At 45.9% G+C, this 15,700-nt stretch carries 10 protein-coding genes and 1 pseudogene; 7 read left to right on the forward strand and 4 right to left on the reverse strand.

The window, feature by feature from the left end:
- Nucleotides 1-64: 64 nt before the first annotated feature.
- Entirely contained in the window at nucleotides 65-1,567 is a 1,503-nt protein-coding gene (gene ppx, locus MKS89_RS03330) for an exopolyphosphatase (protein WP_072962726.1), read from the reverse strand.
- Entirely contained in the window at nucleotides 1,551-3,656 is a 2,106-nt protein-coding gene (gene ppk1 / locus MKS89_RS03335) for a polyphosphate kinase 1 (RefSeq protein ID WP_072962724.1), read from the reverse strand. The genes ppx and ppk1 overlap by 17 nt, the downstream gene beginning before the upstream one ends.
- Nucleotides 3,657-4,126: 470 nt before the next feature.
- Between ppk1 and MKS89_RS03340 the strand changes: the two genes are divergently transcribed.
- The 4 genes from MKS89_RS03340 to phoU are packed head-to-tail and all read left to right on the forward strand — an operon-like array spanning nucleotide 4,127 to nucleotide 9,560.
- Entirely contained in the window at nucleotides 4,127-6,316 is a 2,190-nt protein-coding gene (locus tag MKS89_RS03340) for an ABC transporter permease subunit (protein ID WP_072962721.1), read from the forward strand.
- A 17-nt stretch (nucleotides 6,317-6,333) separates the two neighbouring features.
- Nucleotides 6,334-7,974, forward strand: coding sequence for a phosphate ABC transporter permease PstA (gene pstA, locus MKS89_RS03345; RefSeq protein WP_072962719.1), 1,641 nt, complete (start codon nucleotides 6,334-6,336; stop codon nucleotides 7,972-7,974).
- 2 nt (nucleotides 7,975-7,976) lie between these two features.
- On the forward strand, nucleotides 7,977-8,795 hold the full coding sequence (gene pstB / locus MKS89_RS03350) for a phosphate ABC transporter ATP-binding protein PstB (RefSeq protein ID WP_072962716.1): 819 nt from the start codon (nucleotides 7,977-7,979) through the stop codon (nucleotides 8,793-8,795).
- 51 nt (nucleotides 8,796-8,846) lie between these two features.
- Entirely contained in the window at nucleotides 8,847-9,560 is a 714-nt protein-coding gene (gene phoU / locus MKS89_RS03355; protein ID WP_072962713.1) for a phosphate signaling complex protein PhoU, read from the forward strand.
- Nucleotides 9,561-9,675: 115 nt separating this feature from the next.
- On the opposite strand, the gene MKS89_RS03360 is transcribed toward phoU, so the two are convergent.
- The gene (locus tag MKS89_RS03360) at nucleotides 9,676-10,287 is read right to left on the reverse strand and encodes a peroxiredoxin C (RefSeq protein WP_072962711.1); all 612 of its coding nucleotides are present in this window, start codon (nucleotides 10,285-10,287) and stop codon (nucleotides 9,676-9,678) included.
- A gap of 192 nt (nucleotides 10,288-10,479) precedes the next feature.
- Between MKS89_RS03360 and MKS89_RS03365 the strand changes: the two genes are divergently transcribed.
- From MKS89_RS03365 to aceA, 3 genes and pseudogenes are all read left to right on the forward strand, one after another.
- On the forward strand, nucleotides 10,480-11,385 hold the full coding sequence (locus tag MKS89_RS03365; RefSeq protein WP_072962709.1) for a hydrogen peroxide-inducible genes activator: 906 nt from the start codon (nucleotides 10,480-10,482) through the stop codon (nucleotides 11,383-11,385).
- Nucleotides 11,386-12,056: 671 nt separating this feature from the next.
- Nucleotides 12,057-13,586, forward strand: a pseudogene (gene aceB / locus MKS89_RS03370) (malate synthase A); the annotation flags it as partial.
- 139 nt (nucleotides 13,587-13,725) lie between these two features.
- The gene (gene aceA, locus MKS89_RS03375) at nucleotides 13,726-15,036 is read left to right on the forward strand and encodes an isocitrate lyase (protein ID WP_072962704.1); all 1,311 of its coding nucleotides are present in this window, start codon (nucleotides 13,726-13,728) and stop codon (nucleotides 15,034-15,036) included.
- A 144-nt stretch (nucleotides 15,037-15,180) separates the two neighbouring features.
- Here aceA and MKS89_RS03380 read toward each other — a convergent pair whose 3' ends face one another.
- Nucleotides 15,181-15,642 carry a CBS domain-containing protein gene (locus MKS89_RS03380; protein ID WP_072962701.1) on the reverse strand — a complete coding sequence of 154 codons (462 nt, stop codon included), beginning with the start codon at nucleotides 15,640-15,642 and terminating at the stop codon, nucleotides 15,181-15,183.
- Between the last annotated feature and the right edge of the window lie 58 nt (nucleotides 15,643-15,700).

A 15,700-nucleotide genomic window follows, 5' to 3' on the forward strand; every position in this document is an offset into this window, starting at 1 on the left:
TTCACCTTTCACCTTTCACCTTTCACCCATGACGTTGTTGTGTTTAATATTTAAAAATCAATGGTTAGAAGATTAATGTCCAACCGATATTTTCCCAGTATTGCTGCTCGCTGAGTAGATCGGCATGAAGCAGTTTGTTGTTTTCTAACCATTCGACATCATGGCTGGAAAGTGTCCAAACGTTGTCCTCTGCTGTCAGACATATCTCCGGTAGTAATTCATCACTTCTTTGTCCGTTAAGAACTATCGCCAGCCTGAGAATGCGGATCAGTTGGATGATCTGTTTTTTCTTGTAGAGCGTGAAGTCCGGCATTTCGTTGAGCTTTAATGCTTTTCTCTGAAAACGGGCCAATGTAGAGAGGACCAATTGCTGCTCGCTGTTAAATCCCGGCATATTGGTGTAGCGAAGAATATACTCCGAATGGCGGTGATACCCTTGCAGGCTGATGCTAAGACCGACCTCGTGTAACAGAGCACTCCATTCCAGCAAATCGACCAGTTCATGTTGCTGAGGCGATATCTTGGCTCCGTGATGGATTTGATCAAAAAACTGCCGAGCCAATCCTTTTATTTTTGCGGCATGTTCCAGATCGACTCGATGTTTCTGAGCGAGACTCTCGGTCGTTCTCAAGCGAATATCCGAACATTTAAAGCGTTCTTCCATTTCATACAGTAACCCTTCTCTGAGGGCGCCTTGTGAAAAATGCATCTCTTTGATATTCAGATCTTTTAAAATGGCATACAGAATCGCAACGCCTGCGGCAAATACCGGTTTTCTTTCGTCACTGAGGCCCTTGAGATCCAATTCTTCAATCTGGTTTTTTTCACAGAGTTTGTCGATCAGTGTCTCCAATCGCTCGATGGTGATAATGCCATCGTCATAGCCAATGCCGATCAACACTTCCCGGACTGCTTTGATGGTACCAGACGCTCCGAACGCACTTTGCCAGCCTTTTTTACGATATTGTCGAGCGACGGATTCCAGCTTTTGCTGTGCGGCAACGAATGCTTGGGCAAACCGTTTTTTGGAAAGTTTGCCTTGGGGGAAAAAACGCTGATTGTAACTGACACAGCCCATTTGGAGACTGTTGACCAGTTGTGCTTCAAATCCCTGACCAATCACCATTTCGGTACTTCCCCCGCCAATATCAACGACGAGCATTGAGTCTGATTGCGGTTGGGTATGAGCCACTCCCAGATAAATGAGTCGGCCTTCTTCCATACCCGGAATGATCTCTATCGGGTAGGGCAGAATAGTGCGAGCACATTCAATGAATTTCTGAGCATTTGCTGCTTGGCGTAAGGTATGGGTTGCCGCAATGCGGACATTTTCCGGTGCGAATCCCTGAATACGTTCAGCAAACATCGCAAGGCAATCCAGCCCACGGGTCATCGCTTCGTCATTGAGTTTTTTAGTGTTATCGAGCCCTGATGCCAGCCGGACACGTTGTTTATGGCGGCTGATCAACTGAAGATCCTGATCGATAACTTGTGCGACCACCATGTGGAAACTATTGGAACCTAAATCAATTGCAGCGATATGTCGGGGCTCACTGGGTGCTTTCATGGGATTTTACTTCTGTTGCCTTTTGCTTGCGTGTTTGTCTTTCGACATTTTTCAGATAGTCATAAATCGCTATCTGGGAACGTATTTTCTTACGGTTACCACGGTTAACATATCGGTTACTCATCTCTTTGTCTATCCAGCGAGCTTTAACCGTATCGGTAAAGTGAATGTTGATGAGGTCAATAATGCGTTTTTTCAGGCGCTTGTCACGAATTGGCGTAGCGACTTCAATCCGGTGATCGATGTTGCGCGTCATCCAGTCTGCAGAAGAAATATACACCTGCGGATCTCCGTCATTGTGGGTAATGATGACGCGAGGATGCTCCAGAAATCGGTCTACGATACTAATGATCTGGATGTTGTCGCTGATCCCTTCTATGCCCGGAACCAGAGAACACATGCCACGGATGACCATTTTGATCTGAACCCCCGCTGAACTGGCTTCATAAAGTTTGTTCGTTAACTCGCGATCAACCAGATTATTCACTTTCAAGGTAATGGCGGCTTTCTTATTCGCTTTGGCATTGGCGATTTCATTGTCCAACAATTCATTGAGACGAGAGCGGGAATTCCGGGGCGATACAATCAGGTGGCGGAATTTTACCGGCCGATATGGATTTTCGATATAGTCAAATACACTGCGGACTTCATTGGTGATTTCCGGATCAGCGGTTAGCAATGAAAAGTCGGTATAAATCCGAGCCGTTTTTTCATGGAAGTTACCGGTTCCGATGTGTGCGTAGCGGATGATATCTTCTTCCTCTTTACGACTGATCAAAAGTAGTTTTGAATGGATCTTGAGCCCCGGGACACCAAAAATGACGTGCACACCGGCTTCAGTCAGGATTCTGGACCATTCGATATTCGCCTCTTCATCAAAGCGGGCTTGTAGTTCAACCACCACGGTCACTTGTTTACCATTCATCACGGCATGGATCAGGGAATGCATCAACTTGGAGTCTTTGGCGACACGATAAATATTGATTTTGATACTCAGAACTTTGGGATCAAATGAGGCTTGCCTGACCAGTTCGGAAATATGTTCGAAAGTGTGATAAGGGTAATATAGCAGAATATCTTGCGCTTTAATCGCATCAAAACTGTTGTCGAAACCGAGAAAGTCAGAACATTTGATCGGTGGCATCGGCTTATTTTCCAGGTAGTTCCGCCCGACATTCGGAAATGAAATGAAATCTCTGAAGTTATGATATCGGCCACCGGGGAGCAGGCTATCATAATTGGAAATTTTGAGCTTATCGCACAGAAAATGTAACATCTCTTTCGGCATGGCACTTTCGTAGACAAAGCGTACCGGCATGGCCGTTAAACGCTGACTGAGACCTTCCGACATCTGTTCCAGCAGACTGTGTTCCACCTCATGGCTAAGATCATATTCGGCATCCCGGGTCATCTTGATGGCGTAACCATTGAGTTGATCATACTCGAAGAACCCTCTGAAAATATCATCGAGACAGTAACGGATAATATTATCCAGCAGCATAATTGTTTTACGTTGCTTACCTTTTTGCTCCGGTACCATGATAAACCGAGGCAGATGATTGGTCGGAATTTCAATCAGCGCATAGTGAGAATGTTCATCGGTGTTCAGTTCGACTGCAATGTAAGCATATTCATCTTTAAGAAATTGCAGCATGTCGGCTTCTTCATTGAGTAGCCAAGGCGTAATGTGCTGAATAACTTCACTTTTAAAATATTTTCTGACCCATCGCTCCTGAAATTCGTCCAACTGGGTTTCATTGACTAAAAAGATTCTCCGCCGTGCCATCTCCTTGATCAGATCGTTATACAGTTCTTCGAATTCTAGGTTGAGTTTGAGCGCCTTACTTTGCATTTTCGAGAGGAGGTGTTTGTAGGAACTGTTGCCGCCATGTTCTCGGTCAATCAGGATCCGCCGTTTTACATCGGCAAAACGGACTTTGTAAAACTCATCTAAATTATTAGAAAAAATTCCCAGAAAACGTATCCGTTCAATGAGTGGCACTGACTTATCCGCAGCTTCTTGAAGAACCCGTTCATTAAACGACAACCAGCTTAATTCTTTTTCAATATATAACTTCTCAACACTCATACAATCAGACCTTTCATGTAACTCAGGGCGATCCATTCAGCGACAGAGAATTAGTCATAGCAACGAATTCGCTGTGAAACAATCGTCAGTGAGATTATGGCTTTGTATATGGCGTACACCTCATACAAAGCAAATATAACTATCAGTAATAAAAAAGAAAGTTAGGTGTTTTGTGTTACATTTTTATTTCAAAGTATATAAGACATCTGCTGATTCGTGGAGCAGACTAGGCATTTTGTTCATCTGGACGAGGGGAATACACCGGAAAAAAGGCTGATGAATCAAGCATAAAATCAAGCTCATGTGTCACTTGTTTAGCGCTTGTTGTAATATAAATGTCACGTCATTGACATATGCTTATGGGTCGGAGATATCAAAGCCTAGGGCCTCGTGAGTCTGTTGCAGTCTAAGGACGGGTGTTATTCTCTGTTTGTGTCATTGGTATATCGGTCAGATTCGTTAGGACAAACATGTCATACCCTCAGTTTTCTCTTAAAGCAGCGGATAAAAAGCGTCTTGTTAAAGATCGGCTGATTCGTTTGACCGTCCGTGCTGGTGGCGTCAGTGTGCTTGGAGCGTTGATCTTAATTTTTGTGTATCTGATTTGGGTGGCATTTCCCCTGTTTTCCAGCGCTGAAATCAAAATGTCTCCCGTTCATCCTCATGTTGCCGCCGCTGGTCAGACTCCGATCCAATTCGCTGTTGATGAATATGGTCAGTATGTCTTCATGCTCGATCATTTTGGGAAAATGACATTCTGGCCGACTCAAAAAACACAGCAGTCTCCGGTTTGGCAGCAGCAACTCGGGTTCGAACCAAAGCAGAGCGCGGTCGCTGGACATTGGTTTGCAGTATTCGGTGCCGATAAACAACTGGTGATTGGTCGTCCTCAATTCACCCATCGGTTTCGTGGGGGAAAGAAGATTTTCGTCCCTAATCTTGAACGGTTACCATTGCCTTCATCTCTTCGTTCTGCGCTTCCGGATCGTATTCAGCGATTGACGTTTACTGTATCGGCCCAAGAAGTGACCATCGCATTGGCTGCCCAAAATGGTACGCTGACGGTTTTGTCTTTTTCGCGGCATTCGGAGCAAGTGAGCGTTTTTCGTTTTCCTGAGCAGGTTGCAGCGGACACGTTATTATTGTCACCGGATGGTCATACGCTATATATCCGCGAAGGTGGCCATCTTGTGATTGCTCAGCGTCACGGTCATGCGTATCCAGTCAGAGAAGTGGTTGATCTGACCCGAGGCGATACACAGCGAACGATTGTTCAAATGGTTTTATTGCCGGGTGGCGACTCATTGTTAGTGCGTGACCAACAGGGGATTGTGACCCAATGGTTTGACGTCATCCGCGATCAAAAAAGACAGTTTATGCCGATCCGCGCATTCAACACGGGTGAGCAGACCCGTTTGATTGTGGCGGATATTTATCATCAGGGATTTTTCTCATTACATCGCGACGGTCAAGTGCGCAATTATCAGGCAACAAATCATAAGCTTGTTTTGAGCCAAAAGCTGTTTGATCAAATGCCTGAGAGTGTGGCGTTGTCTGAAAATGAAAAATATCTGGTGGCTTATCATCAGGGGCGCTTAAATCTGGCTCATATTGATCTCGGATATCCGGAGATATCATTTTCGGCGCTTTGGCAGAAAATATGGTATGAAAATTACCCGGAGCCGGACTATGTCTGGCAATCAACATCGGCTTCAGATAGCTTCGAACCGAAATTCAGTTTGGTGCCCATTGCATTTGGCACCATCAAAGCCGCATTGTATGCGATGATCTTTGCTGTGCCGATGGCTATTTTAGCGGCGATTTATACGGCTTATTTCATGTCTGCTCAGATGCGACGCAAGGTTAAGCCGACAATCGAGCTGATGGAAGCATTACCCACCGTCATTATCGGTTTTCTGGCCGGGTTGTGGCTGGCACCGATTTTAGAACGGCACCTGGTCGCAGCAGTGGTCATGATCATCTTATTGCCGCTATCGACGATAGTGTTCGGTCTGATTTGGCATTTTTCACCGGAACGATGGCGCAGTACGGTGCAGCGTGGTTGGCACGCTGCGCTTTTGGTGCCGGTACTCGCTGGCGTCATGGTTCTGATGCTGCCCGTTGGCTTTCATCTTGAGACTTGGTTATTTGATGGCGATATCCGAGTGTTTCTGGCGCAATATGGTATCGACTTCAATCAGCGCAATGCGTTAGTGGTTGGTATCGCCATGGGATTTGCGGTGATTCCGACCATTTTTACTATCGCGGAAGATGCGATTTTCTCTGTGCCGAAACATCTTTCTGACGGATCGCTTGCATTGGGTGCGACGCCTTGGCAGACCCTGACTCATGTTGTATTGCTGACTGCAAGTCCGGGCATTTTTTCAGCAATTATGATGGGGCTCGGACGCGCAGTCGGTGAAACCATGATTGTATTAATGGCGACAGGCAATACACCGATTATGGACTGGAATATTTTTGAAGGAATGCGAACACTGGCGGCGACCATTGCGGTGGAATTACCGGAAGCGGAAGTGGGGAGTAGTCAGTATCGCTTGTTGTTTTTGGGCGCATTGCTGCTGTTTGTTTTCACCTTTTTAGTGAATGCGCTGGCGGAATGGATTCGATTGCGTCTGCGAGAAAAGTATCGGGCATTGTGATGTTAGGACTGGATTAAATGGTGAATTGGATAAAGTCCGGCTCTCCGTGGATATGGTTGACCGGTGGTGCGGTGAGTTTCAGTTTACTTGCCGTATTGGGGCTGTTGCTACTGATTGGCTGGAAAGGGTTGACCTATTTCTGGCCGACACCGTTGTTATCATGGCAGACATCGTCAGGTGAGCGTGTGATCGGCCAGCTTTATGACCAAGACAAAGTATTGGCCTCCCATTTATCCTCATCAGAGAATGCCAAAACCGTGGGAAAAGGGGACTCAATTACGCGTTTGCATATCAAAATTGCGAACCGGGATATTTATCCGTCAGATTTTATATCGGTCCTCAAGCGCCATCTCTCTGAACCCTCGAAGCCACGAGGATGGGCTGTCATTGATCGGGTACGGGATGGGCAGTTTTTTGGCAAACCAATCGGTTATCAGCTTGCTGATGGCGTGATGGCGGATAACATTGATGCTGCTTTGCAAACCGGACTGCGTGAAGCGGAACAACGCCATCAACAGATTCAAACCCTGATGCATGACAAAGTGCAGGTCTGGAGCCAGCAACTTGAAAAACTCCGGCTAGAGAAACGTAAGCGGGAATTGAACCATCACATCAATGCCGCTTATCTGGCACAGTATGAACAGCAAAAATCGGCGCTGGAGCAACAGTTAACCGCGGTTGCTCAGACCTTGGATACGCTGCGGGAGCAGCTCAGAATGCAGGCGCTGGTGGTGGTGGATATGCGGGGAGATAAGGTTCGTATTCCGGTCAGCCAGATCTTGAACATATGGTATCCCAACGATATGTCCTTGCCGCAAAAAATGGTTCATTGGGCGCAACAGGTATGGCATTTTGTTGCCGATAATCCAAGAGAATCGAATTCGGAAGGCGGGGTTTTCCCGGCGATTTTCGGCACCATTTTGCTGGTGATTATTATGTCTGTCATCGTGATGCCGCTTGGCGTGGTTGCTGCGATTTATTTACATGAATATGCCGGTGACAATGCATTCACCCACCTGATCCGTGTCGCGGTCATGAATTTGGCTGGTGTCCCTTCAATTGTCTATGGTGTTTTCGGACTTGGTTTTTTTGTCTATACCATCGGCGGAGCCATCGATTCGATTTTTTATGCCGAGCGCTTACCGGCACCGACGTTTGGCACTCCCGGTCTGTTATGGTCCGCGTTGACGCTGGCCGTTCTTACGTTGCCGGTTGTGATTGTTGCGACAGAGGAAGGGTTAAGTCGAATTCCACTCTCGGTACGCCATGGTTCGTTGGCTCTGGGAGCGACTCAATTTGAAACGATTTGGCGGGTGGTTTTACCGATGGCAACGCCTGCTATGATTACAGGGTTGATTCTGGCTGTTGCCAGAGCCGCCGGGGAAGTGGCGCCGTTAATGTTGGTCGGGGTGGTCAAAATGGCATCTCGTTTACCGGTCGATAATGAGTTTCCATTTATTCATTTAGAAAGAAAATTTATGCATCTGGGTTTTCATATTTATGATGTCGGTTTCCAGACCAGCAATATTGAAGCGGCTCGTCCGCTGGTGTTTGCGACATCATTTCTACTTGTAGCTGTGATTGTTGCGCTAAATCTGACAGCTATTAGTATCCGGAATAATCTGCGGGAGAAATACAGAACAATGGGACAGGATTAATCATGATGCCGCTGAATCATACGCTTGGGTTCCAGCCATCAATTGATGTCAATCACCTCAGTGATAAACAGACAGCGATTGAGATTGATGATCTCAGTCTGTTTTATCAGGGAACAGTCGCGCTCAGCCATATTTCAATGCGGATCCCCAAAGGGCAAGTGACTGCGTTTATCGGGCCTTCCGGCTGTGGTAAGTCAACGTTATTGCGTTGTATGAACCGAATGAATGATTTGGTTGAAGGCTGCCGCGTCGAAGGGAGAGTCGCCCTGCATGGTCAGGACATTTATGCGCCATCCGTGGATGTTGCAACGCTGCGCCGGCGAGTGGGGATGGTGTTTCAACGTCCGAATCCGTTCCCGAAGTCAATCTATGAAAATGTGATTTATGGGCTTCGTTTACAGGGCGTGCGCAATGCGCGGATATTGGATGATGCTGTCGAGCGTTCGTTGCGGGCAGCGGCGCTGTGGGAAGAAGTCAAACATCGTTTACATGAGAATGCATTCGGTTTGTCCGGTGGGCAACAACAGCGTTTGGTGATTGCCCGGGCAATTGCGATTGAACCGGAAATTCTGTTACTGGATGAACCGACATCGGCGCTTGATCCGATTTCGACCCTGACGATCGAAGAACTGATTAATGATCTGAAAACCAAATATACGGTGGCAATTGTCACGCATAACATGCAACAGGCAGCGCGAGTCAGTGATCATACGGCCTTCATCCATATGGGGAAATTGGTTGAGTATGCCGATACCGATACTATTTTTACATCGCCCGTGAAAAAACAGACCGAAGATTATATTACGGGACGTTACGGATAAACGGTTGTTGTTACCACTGTTGTTACGACAATACAATTGAAGAGAGGCATTATGCAGTTTGGTCGCCATATTTCCGGACAGTTCAACGCTGAGCTTGAAGCGATCCGGACTCATGTTCTGACAATGGGCGGATTGGTCGAGCAGCAATTATCCTATGCAATGCAGGCGCTACATAAGCAAGATCTGGAGCTGGCGCGTCAAGTGATCCGCGGTGATCACAAAGTCAATGCCATGGAGGTCTCTATCGACGATGCCTGTACCCGGATTATTGCCAAGCGACAACCGACCGCGAAAGATTTGCGCTTGATTATTGCTATTATTAAGACCATCACTGATTTAGAGCGAATTGGTGATGTTGCGACCAAAATGGCTCACGTTGCTATCGAAAGCCCGGCTTCGAAAGAGCAGCGGTTTCAGGTGTCTTTGGAGCCGTTGTGTCGCCAAGCCATTGCCATGTTGCATCAAGTGCTGGATGCATTTGCACGTATGGATATTGAGGCTGCGGCTCAGGTTCATAAACTCGATGACCGGCTTGATTCAGAATACGAAGCGGTTATTCGCCAGTTGATGACCTACATGATGGAAGATACCAAGAATATCCCGCATATTCTGCAAGTGATGTGGTCGGCTCGGGCGATTGAACGTGTCGGTGATCGCTGTCAGAATATTTGTGAATACATTATCTATTTTGTGAAAGGAAAAGATGTCCGTCATTTGGGCGATCAATCTTTGGATGATGTGTTAAATACTGATTCCGACACATAAAAAAACCGGAGCAAAGCTCCGGTTTTGTATCGACTTTACTTTTTCATGATTGGGGTAAGTCATTCTTTATTTATTATCCAACCATTGACCAGTGTTGAGAACTGGCAAGTCTGTATTATTTTTTATCTAAATCTGCTGTGTGCTCAGATAGGTAAGCGGCAACACCGTCTGGTGATTCTTTCATACCTGCTTTGCCTTCTTCCCACTGTGCCGGACAAACTTCACCGTGTTTTTGGTGGAAGTTCAATGCATCAACCATACGCAGCATTTCGTCGATGTTACGACCGAGTGGCAGATCATTCACGACTTGGTGACGAACAAGACCTTCTTCGTCGATCAGGAAAGAACCACGGAAAGCAACACCTGCATCTGGATGCTCAACATCGTATGCTTTTACGATTTCATGTTTGACATCAGCGACCAGTGGATATTTCACTTCACCGATACCGCCTTTATCAACTGGGGTATTACGCCATGCGTTGTGTGAGAATTGAGAGTCGATTGATACACCGATCACTTCAACGCCTTTCGCTTTGAATTCTTCAAAGCGCTTGTCAAATGCAATTAACTCTGATGGGCAAACGAATGTAAAGTCTAGTGGATAGAAGAAAACAACAGCTTTTTTACCCTTAGTAAACTCTGCAAAGTTGAATGCATCAACAATTTCACCATTACCTAAAACAGCAGCAGCAGTAAAATCAGGGGCTTTACGACCAACTAGTACCATTTTTTTTGCTCCTAATAATATGAATAATTCCAGACTGTCAAAAAACGGCCCGGTCCATGTTTGTTTCCAATCAACTATAGTCAAATCCTTGTATAGGAAAAAGAGAAATAAATAGATTAAGTCTATCGAAAAAAGCGATGAACTAGGATATCCTAACGTTTATACAGACTTAACTCATATATTAATGATTTTATGAATAAATGGCCGAGTTTAAAGCAAATTCATTACTTGGTAACCCTGTATGAAACACGCCATTTCAGCGAAGCGGCTGAACGCTGTTTTGTCAGTCAGTCTACGCTGAGTAAAGGTATTCAGACGCTGGAAGAGCTGATCGGGTGTCCTTTATATGAGAAAAAGGATAAGAAGAGCCCACTCGTCTTTACTCATGCCGGCGAGCAGGTGGTTCATCAGGGCAGAGAATTACTCGCCAAAGGGCAAGATCTGATTGAAATGGGGAAACTCTGTCAGGGCGATTTAATGGAAGGCCAGCTCAGAGTCGGCTGTATCCCGACGATTGCTCCGTTTCTCTTGGGGGATCTGGTTCAAGAAGTCAATATTCGCTTTCCTAAACTTCATTTATTATTACGAGAAGATACCACAACCAATTTGCTGCAAGGTCTGCGCCATGGCGAACTGGATGTGCTGGTCTTAGCTTTACCTGTTGATATCGGCAATATGGAAAGCCGAATTGTCGGTAAAGATCCCTTCCGAATGATTATCAGTAAAAGTCAGGCGGATCGTATTTCGGTGCCGATTCGTTATGATGACTTGCCGGATGAATCTGTATTTCTGTTAGAGAACGAACACTGTTTGACAGAGCACGCGGTGTCAGCCTGTCAGTTAACGGAAAAAGAAAAAATTAATCCTTTCATGGCAACCAGTTTGCACACGCTCGTGCAAATGGTGGCGAATGGGTTGGGCACGACGTTTATTCCGCAGATGGCTATTCAGCACGGTTTGCTGGAGAACCAGAATTTGGTGGTTGTTGAGCCACCCGGTCAAAGTGCATTTCGTTTGATTGGTTTAGTTTGGCGGCCGAGCTCTTCTCGCACTCAGGTTTTTCATCAATTATCTGAAGTCGTTTCAGAACTCCTTTAGCAATTGGTCTTAACCAGATATTTATACTGTAGAAAAATATTTTCACAGTTTTTTATCTTGATTGATTGCAATTTTTTGTCAAATTTTACAGCACCTATCGATTGAAGCTTTCATAAAATCAAAAATATTCACAATGTCAATTTTACACAAATCTACAAGAGGGTTGTGGCTGACATGTTGAATAAATTTAAATCAAATCAATGACTCACCAAGCACTATTGAAAATATAGCTTTTTGCTATTGGATTTTATATGTCATTATTTTGGTAATTTAATTACGAAATAAAATTACCATTAACCTCTAACTCTCCCGCAGTATGAAACTTCGAATTTTGTTTTTTGCAGTTCAACCGTCTTTTCATCTATCTATTTATTTCCTAGAGTTTACCTAGCTTATGTAAGACTTATGTCTAGTTTGAGAGAGGTTGAAAAATGGATCGTTCTGGAACATGGTAGATGATACCAACGTTAAAATATCGCATTTGAATGGTATTTAAATGTTGTTTTAAATTTACAAATGAAAATTGATGTGTGATTGGATGATAACGAAAGAAAAGGGAAGTAATGATGGAACCACTCGCTGATGAAAACACGCTCTCTTGTGAGCAACAAAAAGTACTTGAACGACTTAATATTCACGGCAGCGTGCCTGAAGCGCAGTCTTACATTATCCCATCGGCGGCACAGCTCTTTTTGGCTGAACTTTGTGCTCGTTTTGCACCTCACGTCAAAACCTTATTGCAGCGTCGTATCGACCGTCAGGAAAGCATTGATCAGGGGACATTACCTCACTTCTTACCGGAAACTCAGTCTATTCGCGACGGGCAGTGGAAAATTTTAGGTATTCCCCAAGATTTGCAGGATCGACGGGTTGAAATTACCGGGCCGACCGACCGGAAGATGGTGATTAATGCACTGAATGCGAATGTAAAAGTGTTTATGGCTGATTTTGAAGACTCAATGTCTCCGGTCTGGTCCAAGATGCTGGAAGGACAAATTAACCTTCAGGATGCCGTCAATGGCACTATCCGTTATGTACAACCGGAAACCGGCAAGTCTTATCAGTTATGTGATGACCCTGCTGTGTTGATATGCCGAGTGCGTGGTCTGCATCTGCGTGAAAAACATGTCACTTTTGAACAACAGCCGATTCCCGGTTCATTATTCGATTTTGCACTCTATTTTTTCAACAATTATCAGGCGTTACTGAAAAAAGGGAGTGGCCCTTATTTCTATATTCCTAAACTGCAAAGCTATCAGGAAGCAAAATGGTGGAGTGATGTCTTTCATTTCACCGAAGCGTATTTCGGCCTGAATACCGGCACGATCAAAGCCACCGTGTTGATTGAAACGCTGCCGGCAGTGTTTGAAATGGATGAAATCCTGTTTGCCATGAAAGAGCATATTGTCGGCCTGAATTGTGGCCGCTGGGACTATATTTTCAGCTACATCAAAACGTTGAAAAACTATCCGGATCGCGTATTGCCTGATCGTCAGGTCGTGACGATGGATAAGCCTTTCCTCAGTGCCTATTCCCGTCTGTTGGTTCGGACGTGCCACCGACGTGGTGCATTCGCGATGGGTGGCATGGCTGCCTTCATTCCTGCCAAGGATGCCGCTCAAAACCTTCAGGTTCAGGAAAAAATTCGTCAGGACAAGTTGCTGGAAGGCACCAATGGCCATGATGGGACTTGGGTGGCTCATCCTGGTCTTGCCGATACCGCCATGGCTGTTTTTAACGAGGTGCTTGGTAGTCATCCCAACCAATTAAACGTCATGCGCGAGGATGACGCTCCGATTACCGCGGAAGAATTACTCCAGCCTTGTGCAGGGGAGCGAACCGAACAGGGAATGCGACATAACATTCGGGTCGCATTGCAATACATCGAGGCTTGGATTTCCGGGAATGGTTGTGTACCGATTTATGGCCTGATGGAAGATGCGGCAACGGCAGAGATTTCCAGAACGTCTATCTGGCAATGGATTCAGCATCATAAAACATTGGATAACGGGGAGGTTGTGACGAAAGCTTTGTTCGAGCGTTATCTTGCTGAGGAGCTTGAAATTGTGCGCGAAGAAATCGGAGCAGAACGGTTTGAGCAGGGGCGATTTAGTGAAGCGGCTCAACTGATGAAACGTCTGACGACCAGTGATGAGTTAACGGCATTTTTAACGGTGCCGGGATACGACTATCTGGCGTAAGACAATAAAAATAAATGAATAAAACGTGAAACAAGCTTTTCGATGTCAATTGTTCAACATGGGGTTGATCAACATCAATTGATAGAGAAAAGAAACAAGGATCACCGATATCATTCGGGACAACATGAGGGATAAGACTATGACTTTGACTCGTCGTCAACAAATTGAAGCGCTAGAAAAAGACTGGGCAACCAATCCACGCTGGCAACATGTAAAACGGACTTATTCAGCCGAGGAAGTCGTCGCATTACGGGGATCGGTTATGCCGGAGTATACCCTGTCACAGCGTGGTGCTGATAAACTTTGGTCGTTAGTCAATGGTCAGGCGAAAAAAGGCTACGTCAACTGTCTGGGAGCGTTGACCGGCGGACAGGCGGTTCAACAAGCCAAAGCCGGTATTGAGGCGATTTACCTGTCGGGGTGGCAAGTGGCTGCGGATAATAATACCGCTTCAGCAATGTATCCGGATCAATCTCTCTACCCGGTGGACTCTGTACCGGCGGTCGTCAAAAGAATTAACAGTGCATTCCGGCGTGCCGACCAAATCCAGTGGTCAAATCATATGGCGCCTGAAGATGAGGGCGGGATCGACTATTTTCTGCCGATTGTTGCCGATGCAGAGGCGGGTTTTGGCGGTGTTCTTAACGCTTACGAATTGATGAAACATATGATTGAGGCCGGAGCGGCTGGGGTTCATTTTGAAGATCAACTGGCATCGGTGAAAAAATGTGGTCACATGGGCGGTAAAGTGTTGGTGCCGACTCAAGAAGCCGTCCAAAAGTTAATTGCAGCCCGCCTCGCTGCTGACGTCGCTGGCACGACGACACTCGTCATTGCGCGAACCGATGCGAATGCAGCCGATTTGTTGACCTCCGATTGCGATCCTTACGATCAGGATTTCATTGTCGGAGAGCGGACAAACGAAGGGTTTTATCGGGTGAAAGCGGGGATTGAACAGGCTATTTCTCGTGGTTTGGCCTATGCGCCTTACGCTGATTTGGTCTGGTGTGAAACTGCCAAACCTGATTTAGAAGAAGCGCGGCGTTTTGCGCAGGCGATTCATGAGCAGTATCCGGATCAGTTACTGGCATACAACTGTTCTCCTTCCTTTAACTGGGAGAAAAATCTCGATGCGGAAACGATTCGTCATTTCCAACAGTCTCTCGCTGATATGGGATATCGCTATCAATTCATCACCTTAGCGGGGATTCATAACATGTGGTACAACATGTTCGATTTGGCCCATGCTTATGCACAGGGAGAAGGGATGCGCCACTACGTTGAAAAAGTTCAGCGGCCTGAGTTTGAAGCCTCAGAGCGAGGATATACTTTCGTTGCGCACCAACAGGAAGTCGGAACCGGTTATTTTGATCGGGTGACCAATACGATTCAGGGCGGTCAGTCCTCAGTAACAGCACTGACGGGGTCAACTGAGGAAGATCAGTTCTGAATCTAGCGAAGGTTTTACCACGAACCTTGCCATTTTACTTTGCACATCTCGTCTGGTTGCAAAGAGAGCAGCTTAGGCTGCTCTCTTTTTGTGATACCTCATCTTTTTTGTGATACCCCATCCAATTTGGCGGCTGTTCCTATGCTAAAGGGAATCTATGTCCTCGCCTTCGATCTCATCGGGTTCGGCTTCTTCTTGTAGTTCGAGTAGGTTAATCGCAATCGCAACAAAGTCGTTGTCGGTGATGATCCCAACCAAACGATTATCTTCGATCACGGGGAGACAACCGACCTTGTGTTTTTGCATAAACAAGGCACTTTCTTTCAGCCCTGCATTGGGAGAAACCGTGATCATATGTCTATGCATGATTTCAGACAACGGGTGAGAGAGTAAGATTGTTGCAGGAGAAACATCACGATTCAGGCAGGAATGTTGAGCTTGTAAGATGTCTCTCTGTGAAATGATACCCAGAATCTTTTGGTGTTGATCGACTACCGGAATATGGTGAATTTCATACTTTTCCATAAATGCCCGGGCATCTTCTATGGTATGTGTCGGGGTCAGGGTATGTGGATGGCGAGTCATCATGTCTTCAATCTTGATCATAGTGAACTCCTTACTGAAGCGGCAATCATCTGTTGTAGTGAATACAAGAAGGTGAATA

Origin of the sequence: Vibrio gazogenes (assembly GCF_023920225.1) — a bacterium.
GTDB lineage: Bacteria > Pseudomonadota > Gammaproteobacteria > Enterobacterales > Vibrionaceae > Vibrio > Vibrio gazogenes.